Origin of the sequence: Streptomyces sp. NPDC020845 (genome assembly GCF_044334165.1) — a bacterium.
In the GTDB taxonomy this organism is placed as follows: Bacteria; Actinomycetota; Actinomycetes; order Streptomycetales; family Streptomycetaceae; genus Streptomyces.
Window position 1 is genome coordinate 113,101 of the sequence record NZ_JBIRSJ010000009.1, and the last position, 21,679, is coordinate 134,779.

Below are 21,679 nucleotides of genomic sequence, written 5' to 3' on the forward strand. Positions count from 1 at the left end.
GGTTGACGGTGAAGAATCTCGTCCCCCGATGCCTCTTCCTTGTGCACCGGTCACCGACCGGGAAGCATCAAAGGAGACCACGATGGGGGCCGGGCATGAGTGACGCGGTCGAGGAGGCCACGGGCGGCGGGGAGTTCGAGGAGCCGGAGGAGTTCGAGGAGCCGGAGGAGTTCGGGGATTTCTACGCCCGGACCTACCCCTGGCTCGCCGCCCGCGCGGTGATGCTCAGCGGCAATCGTCAGAACGCCGAGGACGCCGTCCAGGAGGCGTTCATCGAGGCGATGCGCCGCTGGCCGACCGTGCGGGCGTGCGCCTCGCCGGAGGGGTGGGTCGTTACCACCATGCGCCGCAAGCTGTCGCGCGACGGCCGACGCTGGTGGTTCCGGTGGAAGCCGGTCGAGCTCACCGTACCGGCCGCCACCACCGCCACCGTCGAGGAGACCGCGGAGGCGCTGGCCGTGCTGCGCGCGCTCGGCATGCTGCCGCCGCGCCAGCGCCAGGTGGTCGTGATGCACTCCCTGGAGGGGATGAGCTACGCGGAGATCGGCGCCGAGCTCGGCATCAGCACCGGGAGCGTCGGCAGCAATCTGCACAGGGCCCGCGCCCGGCTCAGCCTGTTGCTCGACGCTTCGCCGGAGCTCGGCCGGCCGGGAGACTCCCTGGTCCCCGGCGTACGGACCGACCCGCTGTCCACGGCGCTGCGCGGCGCTGCCGAGTGGCTGCTGAACGGGCTGCGCGCCGCTCACGACCATGGCGACCATGGTGCCCCCGGCGAGCGGGGGCGGAGATGATCGCCGCTGCCGTCGCCGCCGCCCGGGCCGTGCTGGCCCTGGTGCTGCTGGTCGTCTTCTACGCCCTGGTCGCGCTGCTGGTCCTGGTGTGGCTGGCCTTCCTGGTGCTGGGGCTGTGGGCCGCCGGGGCGCCGGAGAGTACGGCGCCGCCCACCAGCGTCATCCTGGGCTGCGCCGCGTTCGCGCCGATCCTGGCGGGCATGGTGTGGGCGGTGGTGCGCACCGCGCGGCCCGCCGGGCCGGCGGAGGGCACGGTGTGGGTGAGCCGCCGCAGGGCCCCCGCGTTATGGGCGGCCGTCGAGGAGCTGGCCGAGGGCGTGGGCACCGCCCCGCCGGACGCCATCCGGCTGACCGCCGAGGTCAACGCCTCCGTCACCGAGGACGCCTCGTTCCTCGGCCTGGTGCCCGGCCGCCGCACCCTCTACCTCGGCCTGCCCCTGGTGGTGGGCCTGCCGCCCGCCGAACTGCGCGCGGTGCTCGCGCACGAACTGGGCCACTTCTCCCGTCGCCACAGCCGCTTCGGCGCCCTCGCCCACCGCGGCTCGGCGGGGCTGGCGGCCGCCTGCGAGGCGATCCGGAGCGCGGCGGCGGCCAACGACCTGGTGCGGATGTACGCGGGCGGGCCCCTGCTGCTGCTCCGCGGCTACACACGCGTCTTCCGCTGGCTCACCCGGCCGGTCCGGCGGCGCCAGGAGCTCGAGGCCGACCGCGAGGCGGCCCGGGTGGCCGGGGCGCGGACGGTCGGCGACGCCCTGCGCTCCGCGTCCGCGCTGGAACAGGCATGGCTGGAGTTCGTCGCGGGCTTCCTCACCCCCGTACGCCGGGCCGAGGGGCGCGTACCGGACGATCCGTTCCGCGTCTTCGCGCAGCTGGTGGAGGCCCCTGAGCTGCGGGAGCCCTTCGCCGCGCTCCGGGCGCGGGCCACCGAGCGGCCCGCCGACCGCGACGACCCCCACCCCGACCTGGCCACCCGCCTCAGCCGCCTGGCCCGCCTCCCCGACCGGCCGGGTGAGGGGGGTGTCGCCGAGCCCATCGAGGTGCCGTCGGGGTACGCGGTGGAGCTGGCCCGCACGCTGTACCCGGGCCGGCACCCCGGCCTGGGGGCCACGCCGACCATGCCGTGGCGGGACTGGCTCGGGCTGCTGGCCGAACACCGGGCGACGCGGCTGCTGGGGCCGCTGGCGGAGGCGGTCCGTACGGTCGAGAAGGCCGAGGGGATCCATGACGCGGGGGCCGGGGACGGAACAGGGGACGGGGACGGGGCCGGGGCCGAAGCCGGGACCGGCGAACCGTCCGGGTTGACGATCCAGCGGGTGCTGCGCCTGCTCGACAGCGGACGGCGGATGCCGCTCGCCCGCGCCCTGGGCAGCCGCGTACGGCCCGATGAGAGCGCTGAGCGGAACGAGGGGGCCGGACGAGGTCCGCTGGGCCTGCTCGCGGAGGCCCTGTACGTGCTGATCGGGGCGCAGTTGGTCGCGCGGGGGAGCGCGCACTGGACGATGAACTGGACCGGCCCGGGCACCCTCGTACCGCCCGAGGGCATCGCGCCCGAGACGATCCGGGACTGGGCCGACACCGCCGTACGCCTGCCCGGCGAGACCCAGCGGCTCGGCCTGTACGTGGCCGCGCTGGGGGTGAACGAGCAAGCGCCGCTGCCGGGGGAGAGGGCGCCGGACGGAGTGAAGGGGCCCGACAAGCGACCTTCCGGAATTTCGCGACCGTCCAAGACGCCCCGGCCCTCCGGGATCAGCATCGCGCCCGGCGTGGACGCGCCCGCGCAGCGGCGTATCTCCGGTATCCGGGTGCTGGCGCTCACCGTGCTGCTGGGGATGACGGCCGTGTCCTGGCTGCTGTGGGCCAACCGCGGGGAGCGGACGTACCCCGGGACGCCCGGGACGGGGTGGCAGTCGGTGAACCCGACCAGCACATACGACCCGGCCGCGGGCGGCGCCGGGCTGCCGGGGGAGCCGCCGGGCGCGGGCGGATACCCGACCTGGCCGACCTGGCCGACCACGGCCCCGATCTGGACGCCGGGGACGTTGCTGCGGCCGAGTTTCGACATCGAGTCCTTGGTGCCCAGGCACACGCCGTGAACCGCGGGGGCTCAGCCCGCTGAGACGGTGCGATCGGTCCTGGAGCCGTCCCCGGCAGGTTCCCCCACGCCGTCCCCTCGCTCCGCCCCAGGCCCGACGGCCCGCATCAGCGAGGCGTACCCGACCGCGGCCAGGGTCCCCACCGCCGCGCAGCCCGCCCACAGCACATCCGCCCCGTAGTGGTCGATCACCGCCCCGGCCGTCAGCGGGGCGACGAGCGCCGCGAGCGACCAGGAGAGCACGTAGACCCCCTGGTAGCGGCCGCGCCCGTGGGCCGGGGAGAGCCGGGCCACGAGCCCCATCTGGATCGGGGTGTTGATGATCTCGCCCATGGTCCAGACGCATATGGTCAGGGCGTAGATCGCGACTGATCCGGCGAAGGCGGTGAGCCCGAAGCCGTAGCCGATCAGCAGCGCGGCGCCGATCAGCAGCCGGGTCGGCTCGCGGTGCCGCTCGATGAACCGGGTGACGGGGATCTGCACGGCCACGATCAGCACCCCGTTCACGGCGATCGCCAGCCCGAAGTCCGTACTGGACAGCCCGCTTTCCCCCATCGCCACCGGCAGCCCCACGAACCCCTGCTGGATGAGGCTCGCGATGAGGAACGACAGCGCCACCACGGCCATGAACGACCGGTCGCGCAGTACGGTCCCGAGCCCGATCTCCGGCTCGTCCGCCGTCCCTTCCGCCCCTTCCTTCCCTTCCTTCCCCGCCGTCCCCTTCCGCACCGGGCGGGACTCGGGCAGCTTGACGAAGACGACGACGGCGCACAGCAGCGTCATCATCGCCTCGCCCAGGAAGAGCGCCAGATAGCCGTGTTCGGCGATCAGCCCCGCCACGGCAGCGGAGAAGGCGAAGCCGAGGTTGATGGCCCAGTAGTTCAGCGAGTAGGCGCGTATATGGTCCTCGGGGGCGACGATGTCGGCCATCATGGCCTGCACCGCGGGCCGCGACCCGTTGGTCGCCATGCCGACGAAGCAGGCGACCGCGGCGATCGCGACCGGATGCTCGACGAACCCGAGCACGGCGACGCTGACCGCCGTCGCGCTCTGCGCGATCAGCAGCGTGGGACGCCGTCCCAGCCGGTCCGTCATGACCCCGGCCCCCAGCGCCGACACCGCCCCGCCCAGCCCGTGCAGCGCGCCGACCAGACCGGCGTACGTGGCCGAATAGCCGCGGTCGACAGTCAGGTACATGGCGAGGAAGGGGGCGACGAAGCCGCCCAGCCGGTTCACCAGGGTGGACGTCCATAGCCACCAGAAGGCGCGGGGCAGACCCGAGACGCTTTCCTTCGCTGCCTGTGTCAGTCTGGCGACGGACGGTAGCGCAACGGACATCGGGCGACCCCTTGTGCAAAAACGCGGCATATGTAAGTGGTGCAAGCGGTACCCGCAAATTACCGACCCCGGCCCCCGCGCGCCACCGGATTGACCGGGTGCGTCAAGCGTTGTTGTTGGGCACGGCTGGCCGATGTGTCACTCGTCAGGGTGAGTGGGGGCGGTTTCCAGGGTCCTGTGTGTGTTGGGAACGCATGATCGGTGGCGGCAGCTCAGTTCGTGGTGTCCCGGGGAGAGGGGGAGCGGTGGCGCGTCAGCGTGGGGGGAAACGTGTGTTGCGTGCGATGGCGCCGCCGTTCACGGTGGCCGCGCCGTCGGGTGCGCGGATTCGGGACCGGCTGCATGTCGATGGCGCGGATGAGAAGGTTCTTACCCTGGTCGGGCAGCATCTGGGCCGTCATCGGCGGGCGGATCTGGCTGAGCGGGTTGTGATCGGCCTGGTGCCGGTGAAGGAGACCCGGCGGGCCGAGCGGAAGAAGAAGCTGACCGGCGTGTCGTCCTCGCGCTGGGCGGGAGCGATGACCCGGGGCAGCGAAGACCAGTACCAGCTCAGCATGCGCTGCCTGCGCGACGAGCGTGTCGGACTCCGCCGCGCCATCAAGAAGATTGCCCACCGCCTCGCGGTGCCGTGCGGAGGCCGCAAGGGCAGGACGCGCGGCTACCGGGACCAGGGCGAACGCTTCCAGAAGCAGCGCCGCCTCCAGGCACTCAAGGCCCGCCTTGCCGTGGTCGAGCGGCGCATCGCCGAGGGGCGGCCGTCTGTGGTCGTGGGCGGGCGTCGTCTGGCGAAGCTGCGGCACAACCTGGCCGAAGCCCACCTCACGGCCGAGGGGTGGCGTGAGCGGTGGGATGCGGCCCGGATGTTCCTCACCGCGGACGGCGAGTCCGGGGCCCCGCACGGGAACTACACCATCACGGTGGATCCGGCGGACGGCGGCGTGACGATCGTGCTGCCCGAGCCGCTGAGGCATCTGGCGAACGCGCCGCGTGGCCGCTACCGACTGGCCTGCACCGTCACCTTCCACCACCGCAGGCCAGAGTGGCTGGACCGCGTCACCGCGCATCAGGCTGTCCGTTATGACATCGTGCGCGACCCGGTGCGCGGCCGCTGGTACGTCGATGCCTCATGGTCGGTGGCGCAGGTCGTGCTGCCGTCGCCGCAGGAGATCCGGGCGGCGGGCGGGCGCATGCTCGGGGTCGACCTGAACGCCGACCATCTCGCGGCGTACGTACTCGACCCGCATGGCAACCCGGTCGGCGAACCCTTCACGGTGCCGCTGGAGTTGACCGGCGAGGCGTCCCGGCGGGACGGCAGACTGCGGGCCGCTGTCACCACGCTGATCAAGATCGCCGAGATGAACGGCTGCATGGGGATCGTGGTCGAGAACCTGGGCTTCACCGACGCCCGGCAGACTGGCCGGGAGACGATGGGGCGCGGTCGGCGTGGCAAGGCCTTCCGGCGCATGGTGGCCGGTATCCCGACCGCGAGGTTCCGGGAGCGGCTGCGCGGCATGGCCTGCCACCAGGGGCTGGTGGTGGTCGCCGTGGACCCGGCCTACACCTCCCGCTGGGGCGCCCAGCACTGGCAGGCACCCCTCGATGATCAAGCGAAGACCATAGTCACCGGGCATCATGCGGCCGCGGTGGCGATCGGCAGACGCGGCCTGGGACAACGGATCCGGCGTCGGCCAGGTGTGACCGCTCCCGACCGGAGGATCGGACAGCGGAGAGCTACCGGCCAGACCGCATCCGAGCCCAGGCCGCGTGGGACCACGAGCCCACCCAGGACCACAGGCACGCCCCACAAGGGCGGTAAGACCTGCCGGAGCCGAAGTGACCAGCTGGTGCTGTTCCCCGCACCCAGGACCGTTCGGGGTGCACCCGGCGCCAGGCACCTCCCGCCTGGCCCGGAATGCGCTGGTTTGGCCAACAGTGGCCAACAGCGCTAGGAACGGTGCGTCAAGCGTTGCGTTCATGCCGGTCAAGTAGGCTCGACGCCATGGCCGACGCACCGTACAAGCTGATCCTCCTCCGCCACGGCGAGAGCGAGTGGAACGCGAAGAACCTGTTCACCGGCTGGGTGGACGTCAACCTCAACGAGAAGGGCGAGAAGGAGGCAGTCCGCGGCGGTGAGCTGCTGAAGGACGCCGGCCTGCTCCCCGACGTGGTCCACACGTCCCTCCAGAAGCGCGCCATCCGCACCGCGCAGCTCGCCCTGGAGTCCGCCGACCGCCACTGGATCCCGGTCCACCGCTCCTGGCGGCTCAACGAGCGCCACTACGGCGCCCTCCAGGGCAAGGACAAGGCCCAGACCCTCGCCGAGTTCGGCGAGGAGCAGTTCATGCTCTGGCGCCGCTCGTACGACACCCCGCCGCCGCCCATCGACGCCGACTCCGAGTGGTCACAGGCCGACGACCCGCGCTACGCGACCATCCCCCCGGAGCTGCGGCCGCGCACCGAATGCCTCAAGGACGTCGTCGCGCGCATGCTCCCGTACTGGTACGACGGCATCGTCCCGGACCTCCTGGCCGGCCGCACGGTCCTGATCGCCGCCCACGGAAACTCGCTGCGCGCCCTGGTCAAGCACCTCGACGGCATCTCCGACGCCGACATCGCGGGCCTCAACATCCCCACCGGCATCCCCCTCGCCTACGAGCTCGACGCCGACTTCCGCCCCCTCAAGCCGGGCGGCACCTACCTCGACCCGGAGGCCGCGAAGGCGGCCATCGAGGCGGTCAAGAACCAGGGCAAGAAGAAGTAGCCTTTGTGATCATGCCCCCGACCTGCGCTTACGGCGCGGATCGGGGGCATTTTCACGGCCTGGGCCCACTCTGGGCCCTCAGTGACCCGGATCTTCCGGCCGGAGCGCCAGGCCGAGAGCCTTCCGGGCGCGTTCCCGGCTGCTGGGCATGAGGTGTGCGTACACCTTCAGGGTCAGGCCCGGGTCGGAGTGCCCGAGGTGCTCGGCGAGAGCCTTGATGTTCTCCCCGGCGTCCAGGAGGACGGACGCGTAGAAGTGTCGCAGCGTGTGCATGCCGTTCTCGCGGGACTCCGCGTACGGCTGGCCTCGCTCGGGCACCGGGATGACCTCAGCCGCAGCGAGCGCCGGTTTCCACGCCTCCTCGTTGAGCGACGTACGCCAGACGTGCCCGCCACGCGGCCCGGTGAAGACCAGTCGCTTGGTCACCGGGGGACCGTCGGCCACCTTCCACGGCAAGGTGATCTCGACCGGCGGGAACCGCTTCGTATGTTCCCGGAGCGCGTCAGCGACCGGCCCGGGCAGCGGTACGTCCCGGAGCTCGCCGCCCTTGGGCGGGGCGAACACGGCCGTGCTGCGGCTTGGCTTCAACTGCTGGACCACGTGGAGCGTGTCCGACTCGAAGTCGATCGCGTCGACGGCGACGCCAAGGATCTCGCCCTGTCGGAGCCCACAGCCGCCGCCCAGGTCGACCATGCTCGGCGTACTGCTGAAAGGTGATGCGAGCGGCTCGGGGGTCGATGTACTGCCCCCGCGCCATGTCCGCCTCGATGTGGGCGAGCCACTGATCGGCAAGTCGCTTCTGCCGGTCGGGCCGCCGGGTCACCGGCTGGCCGTTCGCTCGCATCCACGGGAGCTTGATCTCCACAGGCGGGAATCGCTTGATGTGCTCCTGTAGTGCCTCTGCCACGGGGCCGGGCAGAGGCACGTCACGCAGCTTGCCGCCCTTCAGGGGCGCGAACACGGCCTTGCTCGGGCTCAGCTTGAGTTGCTGCACCACGTGCAGAGTGCCGCTGTCGAAGTCGATGTCATCGACGGATAGCCCGAGGATCTCCCCTTGTCGCAGGCCGCATCCGGCGCCTACATCGACCATGGGCCGGAAGCGCTCGACCATGGCGGCGCGCATGTCGAAGACGCGGCTCGGCTCCCAGGGGACGACGCGGCGCGAACCCATGGCCGACGGGGTCACCGTGCGCGAGTTGCAGGGGTTCCGGCGTAGGCATCCGTCCTCTGCGGCAGCGGAGAGCACGGCGCGGACGTTGGAGAAGATGACGCGGGCGTACGAGCCGGACATGCCGGTCTCTTCGAGTTGGGTCACGAACTCGCGGATGTGGCTCGGCTAAAACGACCCGAGCTGACGAGACCCGATGCGGGGGAAGACGTGCAGCTTGAGCTGAGACTCCGGCGACGCACGGGTGTTGGGGTCACCGCTCTGGCTGGCGAGCGACTTCTCCGCGAACTCCGAAGGGGAGCTGTGCGCCAAGGTCGGGCCCGAACTGGCCGACGACTGCCGCAGCGCGCTGGACATGGCCGCGTCCATGCTGCCGCCCGGCGACGAAGCCAGGGACCCGGACTTGCTGAGCATCTTCCTGAACGGCTCGCACCGTCGCGCCGGCGGCGTGGCTGATGGGCCTGTCAGGAAGAGCTCGTAGACGCCGTCCTGGGTTCAGTCCGCCGCCAGCGCCTCCACCCCGCTCCGCCACACAAAACCTCAATGTGCTCGGCCGTCACGATTTCACCGTGGGCGGGCTGCTGCCTTTGCGGAATCCGGACGCGGTCGAGCTGGATGGAGATGGCTGGAGGAATGAACGGAGTCTGCTCATTCCTGGGAGGAGGGTGCTCCTGCTGGAGGATGTCGATCAGGGCGCGACCTTGCTCGACGGACGGCTCGATCTGCTATCTGCTGCTCGCTGTGCCGCTGGGCGTGCCGGAGGTGGTGGGACTTCCCTTGTTCGGCGGGTGGTGGCAGCCGCCCAGACTCGGCCAGGCCCTCTTCCCACGTGCCTCGGCCGATCGCTGTGATCAGCGATCGGCTGAGGCGGTGCGTTAGGCCGAGTCGCGTTGTCCGCAGCTCGCCGTAACGTGCCCAGTCAGTTTTTCCCAGTTACCGGATCCGATCGCGGCCTTTTCCTCGTGGCTGAACGGTGCCTGCTCCAGGAACGAGCGGGCGACCCCGTTGGCGGTGTCGAGGAAGGGGAATCCGCCGGGTCGGGTCCCGAAGGTGTAGGGGTAGTCGGTCGAATACATCATGCGCTCAGTTCCGACGACCTCCGACGTCCACCTCATGTAGCGCTCACTGACCGTGCCGCTGCCGCACACCCAGAAGTTCTGCGTGAAGTAGTCAGCGAGCGGGCGCTCCAGCCTGGCGTTGTGCGCCATGATCCCGGTGTGGTCGAGGTAGAACAGGACGACTTCGCCCCAGTGCCCCGCGATCACCTGCAGTCCGGGGTGCCGGTCGAAGACGCCGGAGAAGATCATCCGCAGGTACTGGACACCCAGGTCGAAGTACCAGCCCAGCCCCGCCGTCGCGAGCCCCATGCCGGTGCTGCGCGCCATCCCCACTCCGTCATCGAAGCCGGAGTAGTACGCCTTGAGAACCTCGGGAACCGGAGTTTGGGGATGGAAGTGCAGCGGCACCTGAAGGCGTTCAGCCGTGGCGTAGAGATCATCGAACTCCGGGGCGTCGGCCAGCTTGTCCCCTGTGCGCCCGTACAGCATCGCGCCGGGTAAGCCGAGTTGGGTGACCGCGCGCTCCAGTTCGGCCGCGGCGGCCTCGGGCGCCGCCGTGGGGATGGCGGCGAACGCCTGGAACCGGTCGGGCCGCCCGGCGACGATCTCGGCCAGTGTGTCGTTGGCCTCACGGGCCGCGCTCACTGCGTCTTCAGCTGTGAGGTTCTGCACGCCCGGTGAGGCCAAGGACAGGACTGCGACATCGATGCCCTGGTCGTCCATGTCGGCCAGGCGCTGCTCCCCGAAGCCTCGCAGCCGCCGTGCGAAGGGTTCGTCGCCAAATCCGAGCTGGGGGATCTGCGGCACCCCCGCCTTGGCCCACGCATCGAGCAGCGAAGGCGGGGCGATGTGTTCCTCAAGAGCCACGATCTCGATTTTGTCTGGCATTTTTCACTCCTTCACCTTGATGGTTCCAGTGGAATCGCATTGATCGTATCAGTGGAACTAACGATGGAATCACTGAGGCTCTATCGTTGGAACATGCCCTCACGTTCACACGGCAGGGACGGCGCAGCCGCCGTCGAATCCGACACCGCGACCACCGGCCGCGAGCAGCTTCGGCAGCGGGTCATCGAGGCCACCATCGACCTGTTGACGCGCGAGGGCCGCGACGCGGTGACCACTCGCGCGGTCGCGGTCGCGGCAGGCGTACAGCCACCGGCCATCTACCGGCTGTTCGGCGACAAGGACGGGCTGCTCGACGCGGTGGCCGAGCACGGCTTCACCACGTTTCTCGCAGCCAAGCTCGTCGACCCCGACCCGCAAGACCCCATCGAGGACCTGCGGACCGGCTGGGACCTGGCGGTCGAGTTCGGTCTGGCCAATCCCGCGCTGTACACGCTGATGTACAGCGAGCCCACGAGAGAGACGTCAGCCGCCTTCAAGACCGGCATGGAGATCCTGATGGGCCGCATCCGGCGCCTCGCCGCCAGCGGCTGGCTCCGCGTCGACGAGGAACTCGCGGCCACGCTCATCCACGCCACAGCACGCGGAGCGGTGCTCACCTGGCTGTCCCTGCCCGAAGACCGGCGCGACCCAGCCCTGTTGACCACACTTCGGGAGTCCATGATCACTGCCGTGACCAACCAGGAGCCGACCGTGCAGGAGCCGGGCCCGGCCGGCGCCGCCCGCGCCTTGCGGGCCGCACTGCCAGAACAGACAACCCTGAGCAGCGCTGAGCAGCACCTGCTCCGGGAGTGGCTGAACCGCCTCGCCTCCGACGGGTCAGGCCGAGCCTGACAGCTCTGTGTTCCGCCCTCGAGCAGCAAGAACGGAGAGCGAAGCCCCGGTCCTGACCAGCTGAGACATTTCCACGATTAGGTCGTGGAACGCCGCTGCACAGATCGAGACCGCGACCAGACCACCCAGGGCAAGAAGGAGTAAGCCGACGCTGGTAAGCCCCCTGCCTGCGGTTCTCCGCGAGCAGGGGGCTTACTGCCGGGCCGGGGCCGAGCGTTCGCGGCCCTGGTGGCGTTACTTCGACGACGAGTCGGACCGCAGCAGCTGGACCTCGGCGAGGTTGGCGTTGCCACCGTGTCCGTCGTAGACCCGCAGCATCGGGATCACCGTGTGCTGGGGCAGCTTGAACGTGTACCACTGCTGCTCACTGGTCACGCCCGCGAGGGTCAGGAAGGTCGTCCAGGTTTTCCCGCCGTCGGTGGAGCTCTGCAGCACCGTGCCGTTGGCCCGGTCCGCGTACTTCGCACGGGGGCGGATCAGCACGGCGTCGACCGCCAGTGAGGAGCCGTCGGTCGGTTTGACGGTCACCCAGCCGGTCGAGGTGGTGGTGTCGGTGTACGTGGCGATGTCGCTGTCGAACATCCGCCATCCGTTGGCCGCCGTGGTACCGGTCCCCGGCCACTGGGGGGTGGACGCGTCGACCCAGCCCTGGTCGATCTGGTCGGGCACCAGATGGGTGTTCCACAGCTGGAGCGACGACCCGTCGGTGGTTTGGAAGACCGTCGAGCCGGGTTCGCCGTCGGCCGTCGTGTAGTCGGCCGTGAAGCGCAGTGCGCGGCCGAAGTCCACGTCGTCCGGCAGCACCGCTGTGGCGCTCCAGTGCTCACTGTCGGTGCTGGTGACCTCCGCGTCGGTGCCCTCGATGCGCACGTTCACCGTGGCCAGCGGCCGCGTGGCCACCAGGTCGAGCGTCACCTTGTCGCCGTTGACGGCCCGCGCCGGGTCGTCATTGCTGGAGGTGAGCGTCGCCGACTTGACGGCCTGCGCCGTTTCGAGCCGGGAACCGTGAATCCGGAACTCGCCGAAGGAGGAGATCCCGGGGTAGCTCGGGTCGGTGGGCACGCCCGGGTCGTCGACCTTGACCTTGAGGAACCGGAACGACTTGTCCTGGACCTTGGACAGGACCGGGATGGTCTCCATCTTGAAGTCCGGGGTGGTGTTAGTGGTCTCTCGTGAGGTCAGCAGGGTCCAGGTGGAGCCGTCGTTCGACCCGTAGACGTTGGCGCCCTCGGAGCGGTTGCCGAAGTTGTACCGGGCCTGGAGCCCGAACGCGTCGGCCCGCACCCCGAACCCGGTCCCGAAGTCCAGCGTGAACGGAGCCCTCAGATCGCCGGAGAAGGTGTTGATGTCACCGTCGGTCATGTTCCAGACATTGGCCTCGGACAGGGACGAGGTCACCAGCGCCGGATAGCTCAGGGTGCCGTCGGCGAGCTTCGGGTTGAGCAGTTGCAGCGCCTTCACCGCGTCCTGCACGGTGACCAGCCCGGCCGAGAAGGTGCTGTCATCGGCCGTGTCGATCGTGGCCTTGACGGAGGACACCGCGTCCTTGAACTTCTGGAGGGGTGCGCGGACGTATGTCGCCTTGGGATCGAACCCGTCCTGTGCCGCGGTGAGCGCGCCCGCCCGGTCCGGTGCGACCACCAGGTCGAGCTTCAGGACGGTGTCGGTCTTGCCGTCGGAGGCGACGACGGACGCGTGGACGTCACCTGTCCGGGAGCTCGTGGGTGTCCAGCTGAACGCTCCGGTTGTGCCGTTGACCGTGGCGCCCTCGGGAAGGCCGGAAGCCTCGTAGGTGAGGGTGTCGTCGCCCGAGTCGGTCGCGGCGAGCGACCGCTTGAGCGGCGCCCCGGCCACACCGACCAGTGTGGTCCGCTGCCCTTGCGGGAAGGCCGGCGGGGTGAGCTGGGCCTTGGCCTGGAGGTTGACGCTGTCGATGTCGACGTTCACGTCGGAGGCGCCGACGACCGTGTAGTACGCCAGGTTGTCGCCTGCGGTGCTCCCGTGAAGGATGCCGAGGTCCATGTCGTACGTGACGTAACGCCACTTGCCGTGGGTGTCGGGCAGGCTCACCGTGTGGTACGGCTTCAGCGACATGTCCTTGCGGATCTCCAGGGTCGCCGGGCCGTTGGTGCGGATCAGCACCCCCACCGGGCTGTATCCGTTACGGCTGTCGTACATCAGGGTGCGGACCGCGATGGTGGCGCCCTTCTTCGACGCCCGCATCCGGACCATGTCGCGTCCGTCCTCCTCGCGGACCCCGGAGCGGCCGTCGAGGGGGATGGAGCGGTGCGCCATCCGCACCAGCGGGTTGTCCTGCTTCGGACGGGTCTGCCCGGCCACCTTCTCGGGCAGCGACAGCCAGTAGTCCGGGTTGTAGTCGGGGTTGCTGTTCCAGAAGTTGTACGCCCCTGTTCCCCAGAAGAACTCGGGGCCGTCGGCCTGCTCCTTGACCTTCGCGAGGTTGGGGGCCACTTCCTTGACGTCGACCCCGAACTCGTACCGGTAGATGTTGTAGAGCTCGTCGATGGGCTGGAACACCCGTCCCCGGTAGGCCTCGGAGAGCTTGCCTGGACCGCCCGTGGTGTCGATCCACGGGACGGTCTTGCCCGTCATGTACGCGTACCAGGCGTCCGCTCCCGCGAGAAGCCGGTCGTTGCCGAACCGGAACGGCGACACGGCGTTCGGCTTGGTGGACACGGTGCCGGCGACCGGGTCCAGCCGGGTTTTCTGCACCGTGAGCATGCGCGAGATCTCCGTCGCGATGTCGATGCCGTCCCATGCGTGCGCCTGGTCGCGGCCCATCTCCTGGTGCTGTACGAACGAGTAGCCGTAGTGGTTCAGCGGGTCGTCCGCGCTGATCACGCGGAGCAGGGAGTTCAGGGCCCCGTTGGTGTCGCGGTTCGGGTTGGACTTGTTGACCGAGAACCACTCGACAGCCTGTTCGTAGCCGGCCCGGTTGTCGGTGAACACGTAGCCGGCCAGCTCACCGACTATCGGGTACAACTGCTGGTTCATGAAGAAGGTGTTGCCGTAGAGCAGGGTCTTGATGACGGGCGTCACGAGGTTCTTGGTCAGGTTCGTGGTGTCCGCGTCGGTCCAGTTGATGTCGTAGCCGTCGGAGCCGGGATTCACACTGGAGTAGCGGAAGATCTCGGCCGCGGCGAGCATGCGCATCAACGGGACGCCGGCGTGGATGTGGTCGTCCGGATACGGCGCGACCTTCTCGGGGTCCATGTGCGACCACGTCCGGATGATGTGCATACCGTTCGCGCGGTAGACGGGGTCACCCGTGATGAAGTACTCGATCGCCTGGGTGTAGGCACCGAAGGCATCCTGGATGAACCTGGACTCGATGCCCTGCGAGTTGAACGCGTCCGACTTCGGGGTGTCGACTCCCGACCCACCGTTGACGGGGGTGAGGGTGCGCGACGCGTACGTGGTGCCGTGCATGGACGCGTAGTAGGAGGCCCATGGCTCCACGCCTTCAAGCACCTGGCGACGAGCCAGCCGCAGGCTCGACGCGCTCACCGCGATACCGGGGTGGACGAACCCGTCGCTGCTGGTGACCTCCTTCAGCGTGACGGTGGGGAAGGCGTCGCCGGTCACCGGGCCGGAGGTGGTCGCCGCCGCCGCGGAGGACGCCGGAACGAAGGCCGCGAGCAGAGCACATACCACGGTGGCTATCGCCCACCACCGCGTATGTCTGAGCCTCATCCCTGATTTTTTCCACATACAACTCTCCAGTGGGTGTGGGTGCCTGCCGGGAATGAGTGGGGGGTGAGGGGGCGGACTCCGGTCAGACGGTGCCCTGGGTGAGAACCACGAGGTTGGAATACGCTTTCTACATCAGTGGGTCGTCGGCGGTGCCCAATGCGGGCGAGTACGGCCGTAGCACTGCCCAGCACCCAGGTCACGCCTTGTTTCCGCATAACTCCGCATGACTCCGCATGGTTGCGGACTTCTTAGAAACCGATTTCTGTGAACCATAGATACCCCGGCCCCACCACACAAGAGGCGTGCGCAGACGGCCCTCGTTCTCGTGGCTGCCGGTGGTGGTGAAGGTGTCGGCGCCTCGACGCCGTCGCCGCCGAGGTCAACGGCCGCCCATGCAAAACGCTCGACTGGGAAACCCCAGCCGCGGGTGCGGGTTTCGTCTCGGACCCTCCGGGTCCGAAGCGCCGGCAGGAGGAGGGGAGGGGCGGTTGGTCCGTTGTCGTGGTTCCTCGGCCCGGCGGGTGGCCGGGCTCAGGACAGGCTCCGCCGCGCTCCGCCGCAGCTGCTGCCGCGCGGTGGCCAAGCCGGTCAGTCGGCTCTCCCCCACCCCCTCTTAAATAATCGCTTGATGCAGTACTTGATGTAGAGCAAGCATTTTTTTAAGAGGGGGTGGGGGGAGAGCCCTGCGCGCTGCCCTCGCGCTCGAGCGCCACCCGGGCCGAGCCGCCCGCCTGCGGGTACGTCACGCGTCGTCCTCCTCCAAAGCATCGCGGATGTCGTCCGCCTGGGGGGTGTTGGAGGGCCAGGTGGCCAGCAGGCGTTCGAGGAGGGGGCGATGCGCGTCGAGGTGGGCGGTGAGGACAAGGGCGCCGGCCAGCTGAAGCTCGAGTTCCGGAAGGTCGGTCAGCCGTACCGCGATGTCGGCGGCCTGGTCGGATTCCGCCGAGGCCAGCGCGCTTGCGCACGCCGCGCGGACTCGCAGGGGGCGGTCCTCGTCCAGGGCCATCGCCCCTAGCTGGGCGACAAGTTCGAAGTCCTCAGGGGGATCGCAGGCGTAGAGGCACTGCGCGGCAGCGGACACGGCGCCATCGTCGACGACGTCGCCGTTCACGGCGCGCAGCGCGGCGGTGATCAGTGGGGCGTCCGCGGCTTCGGCGTGGTTCTGGATCGCCCACAGTGCGCTGGCCCGGTCCTGCCCTCGTGCTTCCGGCAGCGGCGTCCCGCGCAGCACCCACCGGGCGCGGTCCAGCACCTCCGCGGCGTACTCGTCCAGTGGGTTGCCGAAGCCCCACCGGGCCTGCCGGTCCTGGCAGTGGAAGTACTCCAGCGCCGTGCACACCGCGTCCCGTCGACCGGAGCGCAGCAGGTTGAGGAACGCGGCGTAGGGGTCCGGGTTCTGGTCCGCCGGCTTGAGCAGTTCGTCCCGGTCGGCCGCCACCGCCAAGTCGTCGAAGCGGTGCCGTTCCCAGTACGCGAGCGTCATGGCGGGAGCCTACTAAGACGCCTGCCCCGCTCCACGGCATCCATACGGCACTCTGAGCGCACACCGTGCATACCTGTACAGCAGCGCGGGCCGAAGCGGTCGTGGCGGCCGAGCGTGCGAGGCACGATGTTGGGGTGTCCTTCATCAACACTCGGCGAGGGCCCCAAGACGGGCCCTACGCCTGTCCCTGTTGTGGCTTCCTGACGCTGAGCCGGCGCGGCTACTACGAGATCTGCCCAGTGTGTTACTGGGAGGACGACGGGCAGGACAACCACGATGCGGACGAGGCGCGTGGAGGGCCGAACCGCGGGCTGAGCCTCACCGAGGCCCGGAGCAACTTCGCCGCCATGGGCGCCAGCGACGAACGCCGACTGCCGCACGTACGGAATCCCCTCCCCGAGGAACGCCCCGCGCTCTGACATCCGGGCCTGACATCAACAAGCTGTACGCTGCCGTCATGTCCAACGACCAAAGGGGCAATGCCGCGTAGGCGCCCATCAGCCCTGCGGGGCGACATCCCTGTCCGCACCCTGGCTCGACGCAGATACCCCGCGATCGCTCGCCTCTCAGGCTCCTGCACAGCCGATCTGCGTCGGCTCGAACGGACCCGCTTCTGGCCCGAGGCCGCGGCGGAAGCCTTCTGGCACTGGAAGACCCTGGCGCACGGACCCCTCAGGTATGTCGCAGACCCGTTCACGGGTCCTCGCTGCGGCACCCCTGAGTGCGGATGCGATCCCGGCCACTTCCGGGATCGCCTCGAAGCCGTGCTGCACGCGCTGCCCGAGAAGAGCGCGCGTGAGTTCCGTTCCCTCGTGCGGACCCTCGACAACAAGATCCTGGCGCGAGCCCGGGTCATCCATGTCAGCAGCCCTGATGCGCCGTGGTGGCGAGACCGGTTCTAGGGTGTCGACGCCTACTCGCTGTGCCGCGTACGGAGTCCGTGGAGCAGCTGGTCGATGTGGTCGGGGGCCTGTGCTGGTTCGAGTGGTTTGTGGCCGACCAGGAGGCGGTACCAGAACAGTCCGAAGAGCTGGTCGGTGGCGGCGTCCAGGTCGGCGGTGGCGGGGAGTTCTCCGCGCTGCATGCCGCGGGTGAGCAGGGTGAGGACGACGGCCCGCCGGCTTTCCACCCACTGCTGGAACGGTTCGGCGAAGGCGGGGTCGAGCTGGGCTTCCGCCATCAGCCCGCGCAGGGTCCGGACCCGGATCGGGTGCGCCGAGACGCTGTACAGGGCGGTGGTGAAGGCGGTCAGGTCGCCGGCGAGTGAGCCGGTGTCGGGTTCGGGCATCCGCTGCTCGACGGCCGTGCGGTAGGCGTCCATGACGAGGGCGGGCTTCGACTTCCACCAGCGGTAGATGGTGCTCTTGGCGACGTCGGCGCGGGCGGCGATGCGTTCGATGGTGACGGCTTGGTAGCCGAGTTCCTCGACGAGGTCGATCGCGGCGGCGAGGACGGCGTGGTGGGCGTCCTGGCTGCGGATCCGGCCGCCGGTGCGGCGGCTTGGTGTTTCTCTCGTGGGCACGTCGTCACGGTAGCAGCGTGCTACCTTATATCGAAACGCGACGGATCGTTTTGATTAAGGGGAGTGGATCGATCATGAGCGAGATCGTGGTGTCGCACGGCTACGGCTCAAGCGACGACAGCGTCTGGTTCCCGTACCTCACCGAGCGGCTCGCGGCCGCCGGCCACCGGGTCACCGTGCCCCGGCTGCCGGAGACCACTGCCCCGCGGCTGGAACCCTGGCGCAAGACCTACGGTGAGGCCGTCCTGGCTGCCGGCCCCGCCGAGTCAACCGTGCTCGTCGGGCACAGCATCGGCGGAGTCAACGTGCTGCGCTTCTTGGAGCAGCATGACCCCGATACTCAGGGGGTGTTCGCGGGTGTGCTGCTCGTGGCGACCTCGGCACACGAGGTCGGCTACGACGCACTCGCCGAGTTCTTCGAAGGCGGCTTCGACTGGGAGCGGATCCGCCGCTCGGCGCGGCGGTTCCGGGTGCTCCAGGCCATGGACGACCCGGTCAATCAGCCTGACCCGACCGAGCACGTCCGGCTGCTCGTGGACGGCCTTGGCGCGACCGCGTTGGTGACCCCGACCGGGGCCCATTTCGGGGCGACTCCGGACGACCACGTCGAGGTGCCGGAGGCGGTCCGGCTGGTCATGGAGCTGCTGGCGGCCTGACCAGCTGTTACCCATGTCCCGTACGGCGGCCCCTTTGGGGTCGCCGTACGGGACACAACAACAAGCAGCAAGCGCCAGTCACTCGCGGGCGCCGATCGCCTCCGCCGGGTGCCGGCGGAGGGCCAGGCGGGCCGGGAGGGCGGTGGCGGCCAGGGCCAGGGCCGCGGTGGGGGCGAGGACCGCGAGGTAGGTGAGTGGGGGGATGTGGGGGGTGGAGGAGCCGGTCATGCCGGTGGCGAAGGCGGTCAGGGTGAGGAGGGCGATGCCGGTGCCGAGTGTTGTGGCGATGACGAGGGCGGTGAGGGTTTCCAGGCGCAGTACGCGGAGGACTTGGCGGCGGGTGGTGCCGACCAGCCGGAGCAGGGCCAGTTCGCGGGAGCGGTCGGAGGTGGACATGGAGAGGGTGTTGATGACGGCGATCGCGGAGAAGGCGATGATCAGGCCCATGGCCACGTAGTTGACCTCGGCGTTGGGCGTGCTTGCGGCGACGGCCTCGGCGCGGTCCATGACCATGACTCCGGGGACGGCCGAGGCCAACTTGGACAGTTCGGCGCGGGGCAGGTCGGGGGCCGTGACGAAGAGGGTGCCCATGGGGTTGTCGACGTGCGGGGCGACCGTGGCGTGGGAGAGGGTGAGGTCGCCGTAGCCCAGGCCGCGGGTGTAGAGGGCGGCGACCTTGAGGGTGGCGGGGGTGCCGTCGCCCAGGGTGAGGTGGACGGTGTCGCCCACGGATACGCCGAGCCGGTCGGCCGCGTTCTCGCTGACGGCCAGGGAGTCCGTACCGAGGTGGCGCAGGGAGCCGGCGACCACGTCGAGGTCGGTGGTCCGCTCGAGGCCGGCGGGGGTCACCGCTTGCGCTCCGTACTTGGTCAGGCCGACCCGTACCGAGGTGTGCAGGACTTCGGTGACGGCCTCGACGCCGGGCCGGTCGCGCAGGGACTTCGCGAGGGAGGTGGGGACGCGGGGGCCGAGGACGTAGTCGGCGCGGTTGCCGGCGGCGGCCTCGCGCTGGGCGGCGTGGCTCATCGTGGTCTGGCTGAACAGGATGGTGCAGGTCAGGGCGGTGAGCAGGCAGAGCGGTGCCACGATGGAGGCCAGCCGCCGGGAGCCGGCCCGCAGGTTGGCCGCAGCCAGGTGGCCGCCGACGCGGGAGGCGCGGAGGGGCAGGGCGAGCAGAGCGACCGCGGCGCGGGCCAGGAGGGGGCCGAGGAGGGAGACGGCGGTGGTCCATATCAGCGCGGTGAGCAGCACCACCGGGCCGGAGGCCGCCTCAGTGGACAGGGTGGACAGGACGAGGGTGAGTACGACCCCCGCGGCGGTGGCGAGGAGTCCGGCCACCAGCCGGACCCAGGGCAGTCGGGCGGTCGGCAGCGCGGCCTCGCCCAGCGCCTCGACCGGGCGTACCCGGGCCGCCCGGCGGGCGGAGAGGCGGGCCGCGGCCCAGGCGGCCAGCGCGGTGGCGAGCAGCGCGGCGAAGGCGGGGAAGGGGCTGACCACGAGGGGCAGATGTTCCGGTACGGCGCCCAGGGCCACGAACCGGGACCGCAGCCAGAAGCCAAGACCGATGCCGACGGCGGAGCCGAGGAGGCCCGCGGCGACGGCGGTCACCAGCGCCTCGCCGGCCAGCAGCCGGCGCAGCTGCTTCGGGGTGGCCGCGACGGCGCGCAGCAGGGCGATCTCCCGCTGCCGCTGCTGGACGGAGAGCGCGAAGGTGCCGGCCACCACGAGGATCGCGACCAGGAGCGAGGTGCCGCCGAGCGCTCCGCCCAGGCTGATGAGTTTCACCCGCGCCTGCTCCGCGTCGAGGAATTCCACGGCGCCGCGGTCGTCCCCGGTGTACTCCAATGCCTTCGTCCCGCGCAGTGCGGCGGTCACATCCGGCCGCTGCCCGGCCTTCGGGAAGACGCCGATCGCGCTGACCTGGCCGGTGCGGCCCGCGAGCCGCCGTGCCTCGGCCGGGGCGAAGAAGAGCGTGTCCTGGCTGGGCAGGGCCTGCCGGGTGACGCCCGACACCCGGTACGTGGCGGGGCCGGCCGAGGTCAGAACGGGCAGCCGGGCGCCCACGCGGGCACCCGAGCGGGCGTCCACGACCACCTCGTCGGCGGCCTTGGGGGCGTGGCCGGAGGCCAGGGTGAAGGGGGTGAGCGCTGCCGAGTCCCAGCCGTGGCCCTGGGCCGGGCCGGTCTTGGCAGAGACGGGGAAGGTCACCTCGGCGACCACCTCGCGTACGCCCGGGGACCGGCGCAGCCGCTGCGCCAACGACGCCGGTATCCAGGCGCGTTCGGCGATCGGCTTCGCCTTGTGCTTCGTCTTGCCGTTGGACTTGTGGATCGTCTGGTGTACGTACTGGTCACCGGCCACCAGCACCGGGGCGCCCGCGTAACGCTCGGGCGCGACCCGGCCCCGCAGCCCGGTCTCCAGCAGCATCCCGCAGGCGGTGACGAGCGCGGCGGCGCACAGCAGGGTGACGAACGCGCCCGCGAAGGCGGCCTTGCGGTGGCGCAGCGTCTTGAGTGCGAGGGTCAGCACGGCCATCAGTTCCACGCTCCCAGCCGGGTCATCCGCTCGGCGATCTTGTCGGAGGTCGGGGCGCCCATCACGTCGACGATGCGGCCGTCGGCCAGGAAAAGGACGGTGTCCGCGTACGAGGCCGCCACCGGGTCGTGGGTCACCATGACCACCGTCTGACCCATGTCGTCGACGGTCTCCCGCAGCAGGGTCAGCACGTCGCGGGCGGTCATCGTGTCGAGCGCTCCGGTCGGTTCGTCGCCGAAGATCACCTCGGGGCGGGTGGCCAGCGCGCGGGCGAGCGCGACGCGCTGCTGCTGGCCGCCGGAGAGCTGGGCGGGGCGGCGGTCCGTACGCCCCTCAAGTCCCACGCGTCGCACGATCTCGCCCAGCCACGCCTTGTCCGGGCGGGCACCGGCCAGCCGCAGCGGCAGGGTGATGTTCTCCAGCACGGTGAGCGACGAGATGAGGTTGAACGCCTGGAAGACGAACCCGACCCGCTGCCGCCGCAGTCGGGTCAGCTTTGTCTCGTCCATCCCGGTCAGGTCCGTGTCCCCCAGCCGGACCGTGCCCGAGGTGGGGGTGTCGAGGCCGGCGGCGCAGTGCAGGAATGTGCTCTTGCCCGAACCGGAGGGGCCCATCACCGCCGTGAAAGTGCCCTGGGCGATGTTCACCGATACCTCGCGGAGCGCGGCGACGGCCCCTTGGCCCTTGCCGTACACCCTGCTGACTGCGTCCAACCGCACTGTGTCTGCCATGGCTTCAACCCTGCTGGCCAGGCACGATACGGGCCATGGAGCTGATCATGTCCGACCCATGACCTCGTCATGATCCGGACTATCCGCAGC

Annotated in this window: 15 protein-coding genes and 2 pseudogenes; 8 read left to right on the forward strand and 9 right to left on the reverse strand. The window is 70.1% G+C overall.

Translation table 11 applies throughout. From position 1 onward, the window contains the following. The first annotated feature begins 95 nt into the window (after positions 1 to 95). Positions 96 to 791 (forward strand): RNA polymerase sigma factor, encoded by a 696-nt coding sequence (locus ACH4U7_RS24105; RefSeq protein WP_398529923.1) that lies wholly within the window; start codon positions 96 to 98, stop codon positions 789 to 791. Beyond that, positions 788 to 2,884 (forward strand): M48 family metalloprotease, encoded by a 2,097-nt coding sequence (locus ACH4U7_RS24110; RefSeq protein ID WP_398529924.1) that lies wholly within the window; start codon positions 788 to 790, stop codon positions 2,882 to 2,884. The genes ACH4U7_RS24105 and ACH4U7_RS24110 overlap by 4 nt, the downstream gene beginning before the upstream one ends. An 11-nt stretch (positions 2,885 to 2,895) precedes the next feature. Here the strand turns inward: ACH4U7_RS24110 and ACH4U7_RS24115 are convergent, their stop codons facing one another. Then, the gene (locus ACH4U7_RS24115) at positions 2,896 to 4,221 is read right to left on the reverse strand and encodes an MDR family MFS transporter (RefSeq protein ID WP_398529925.1); all 1,326 of its coding nucleotides are present in this window, start codon (positions 4,219 to 4,221) and stop codon (positions 2,896 to 2,898) included. A gap of 284 nt (positions 4,222 to 4,505) precedes the next feature. Between ACH4U7_RS24115 and ACH4U7_RS24120 the strand changes: the two genes are divergently transcribed. Both ACH4U7_RS24120 and ACH4U7_RS24125 read left to right on the forward strand, forming a co-directional pair. Continuing rightward, entirely contained in the window at positions 4,506 to 6,170 is a 1,665-nt protein-coding gene (locus ACH4U7_RS24120; protein ID WP_398529926.1) for a hypothetical protein, read from the forward strand. A gap of 50 nt (positions 6,171 to 6,220) precedes the next feature. Then, positions 6,221 to 6,982: a phosphoglyceromutase gene (locus tag ACH4U7_RS24125; protein ID WP_385617656.1), complete on the forward strand. Its 762-nt coding sequence runs from the start codon at positions 6,221 to 6,223 to the stop codon at positions 6,980 to 6,982. 96 nt (positions 6,983 to 7,078) lie between these two features. Here ACH4U7_RS24125 and ACH4U7_RS24130 read toward each other — a convergent pair. Both ACH4U7_RS24130 and ACH4U7_RS24135 read right to left on the reverse strand, forming a co-directional pair. Continuing rightward, positions 7,079 to 7,793: pseudogene (locus tag ACH4U7_RS24130) on the reverse strand (tyrosine-type recombinase/integrase); the annotation flags it as partial. Beyond that, positions 7,794 to 8,444 (reverse strand): annotated as a pseudogene (locus tag ACH4U7_RS24135) (tyrosine-type recombinase/integrase); the annotation flags it as partial. On the opposite strand from ACH4U7_RS24135, the gene ACH4U7_RS24140 reads away from it, so the two are divergent. Continuing rightward, entirely contained in the window at positions 8,398 to 8,631 is a 234-nt protein-coding gene (locus ACH4U7_RS24140) for a hypothetical protein (protein ID WP_398530253.1), read from the forward strand. The pseudogene ACH4U7_RS24135 and the gene ACH4U7_RS24140 overlap by 47 nt on opposite strands. Positions 8,632 to 9,025: 394 nt before the next feature. Here the strand turns inward: ACH4U7_RS24140 and ACH4U7_RS24145 are convergent, their stop codons facing one another. Beyond that, positions 9,026 to 10,096 carry an amidohydrolase family protein gene (locus ACH4U7_RS24145; protein WP_398529927.1) on the reverse strand — a complete coding sequence of 357 codons (1,071 nt, stop codon included), beginning with the start codon at positions 10,094 to 10,096 and terminating at the stop codon, positions 9,026 to 9,028. Between the two features lie 93 nt (positions 10,097 to 10,189). Here ACH4U7_RS24145 and ACH4U7_RS24150 point away from each other — a divergent pair, with 93 nt between their 5' ends. Next, positions 10,190 to 10,948, forward strand: a complete 759-nt coding sequence (locus ACH4U7_RS24150; RefSeq protein WP_398529928.1) for a TetR/AcrR family transcriptional regulator — start codon at positions 10,190 to 10,192, stop codon at positions 10,946 to 10,948. Between the two features lie 234 nt (positions 10,949 to 11,182). On the opposite strand, the gene ACH4U7_RS24155 is transcribed toward ACH4U7_RS24150, so the two are convergent. Together ACH4U7_RS24155 and ACH4U7_RS24160 are read right to left on the reverse strand one after the other, a co-directional pair. Continuing rightward, positions 11,183 to 14,623, reverse strand: coding sequence for an Ig domain-containing protein (locus tag ACH4U7_RS24155; RefSeq protein ID WP_398529929.1), 3,441 nt, complete (start codon positions 14,621 to 14,623; stop codon positions 11,183 to 11,185). A gap of 781 nt (positions 14,624 to 15,404) precedes the next feature. Continuing rightward, positions 15,405 to 16,145 (reverse strand): hypothetical protein, encoded by a 741-nt coding sequence (locus tag ACH4U7_RS24160; RefSeq protein ID WP_398529930.1) that lies wholly within the window; start codon positions 16,143 to 16,145, stop codon positions 15,405 to 15,407. A gap of 134 nt (positions 16,146 to 16,279) precedes the next feature. Here ACH4U7_RS24160 and ACH4U7_RS24165 point away from each other — a divergent pair, with 134 nt between their 5' ends. Further along, a complete protein-coding gene (locus ACH4U7_RS24165) occupies positions 16,280 to 16,564 on the forward strand; it encodes a CPCC family cysteine-rich protein (RefSeq protein WP_398529931.1) in 285 nt (94 codons plus the stop codon). 494 nt (positions 16,565 to 17,058) lie between these two features. Here ACH4U7_RS24165 and ACH4U7_RS24170 read toward each other — a convergent pair whose 3' ends face one another. Next, on the reverse strand, positions 17,059 to 17,667 hold the full coding sequence (locus tag ACH4U7_RS24170; RefSeq protein WP_398529932.1) for a TetR/AcrR family transcriptional regulator: 609 nt from the start codon (positions 17,665 to 17,667) through the stop codon (positions 17,059 to 17,061). Positions 17,668 to 17,741: 74 nt separating this feature from the next. Between ACH4U7_RS24170 and ACH4U7_RS24175 the strand changes: the two genes are divergently transcribed. Next, entirely contained in the window at positions 17,742 to 18,323 is a 582-nt protein-coding gene (locus ACH4U7_RS24175; protein ID WP_398529933.1) for an alpha/beta fold hydrolase, read from the forward strand. Positions 18,324 to 18,401: 78 nt separating this feature from the next. On the opposite strand, the gene ACH4U7_RS24180 is transcribed toward ACH4U7_RS24175, so the two are convergent. Together ACH4U7_RS24180 and ACH4U7_RS24185 are read right to left on the reverse strand one after the other, a co-directional pair. Further along, a complete protein-coding gene (locus ACH4U7_RS24180; RefSeq protein WP_398529934.1) occupies positions 18,402 to 20,858 on the reverse strand; it encodes an FtsX-like permease family protein in 2,457 nt (818 codons plus the stop codon). After that, positions 20,858 to 21,589, reverse strand: coding sequence for an ABC transporter ATP-binding protein (locus ACH4U7_RS24185; RefSeq protein WP_055413965.1), 732 nt, complete (start codon positions 21,587 to 21,589; stop codon positions 20,858 to 20,860). Before ACH4U7_RS24185 ends, ACH4U7_RS24180 begins: the two co-directional genes overlap by 1 nt. Positions 21,590 to 21,679 lie beyond the last annotated feature (90 nt).

Bases quoted from the DNA above. Each gene is read 5' to 3' on its own strand.
- ACH4U7_RS24160 (WP_398529930.1), bottom strand. From the start codon at position 16,145: ATGACGCTCGCGTACTGGGAACGGCACCGCTTCGACGACTTGGCGGTG.
- ACH4U7_RS24105 (WP_398529923.1), top strand. From the start codon at position 96: ATGAGTGACGCGGTCGAGGAGGCCACGGGCGGCGGGGAGTTCGAGGAG.
- ACH4U7_RS24180 (WP_398529934.1), bottom strand. From the start codon at position 20,858: ATGGCCGTGCTGACCCTCGCACTCAAGACGCTGCGCCACCGCAAGGCC.
- ACH4U7_RS24125 (WP_385617656.1), top strand. From the start codon at position 6,221: ATGGCCGACGCACCGTACAAGCTGATCCTCCTCCGCCACGGCGAGAGC.
- ACH4U7_RS24115 (WP_398529925.1), bottom strand. From the start codon at position 4,221: ATGTCCGTTGCGCTACCGTCCGTCGCCAGACTGACACAGGCAGCGAAG.
- ACH4U7_RS24120 (WP_398529926.1), top strand. From the start codon at position 4,506: ATGGCGCCGCCGTTCACGGTGGCCGCGCCGTCGGGTGCGCGGATTCGG.
- ACH4U7_RS24110 (WP_398529924.1), top strand. From the start codon at position 788: ATGATCGCCGCTGCCGTCGCCGCCGCCCGGGCCGTGCTGGCCCTGGTG.
- ACH4U7_RS24185 (WP_055413965.1), bottom strand. From the start codon at position 21,589: ATGGCAGACACAGTGCGGTTGGACGCAGTCAGCAGGGTGTACGGCAAG.
- ACH4U7_RS24175 (WP_398529933.1), top strand. From the start codon at position 17,742: ATGAGCGAGATCGTGGTGTCGCACGGCTACGGCTCAAGCGACGACAGC.
- ACH4U7_RS24145 (WP_398529927.1), bottom strand. From the start codon at position 10,096: ATGCCAGACAAAATCGAGATCGTGGCTCTTGAGGAACACATCGCCCCG.
- ACH4U7_RS24150 (WP_398529928.1), top strand. From the start codon at position 10,190: ATGCCCTCACGTTCACACGGCAGGGACGGCGCAGCCGCCGTCGAATCC.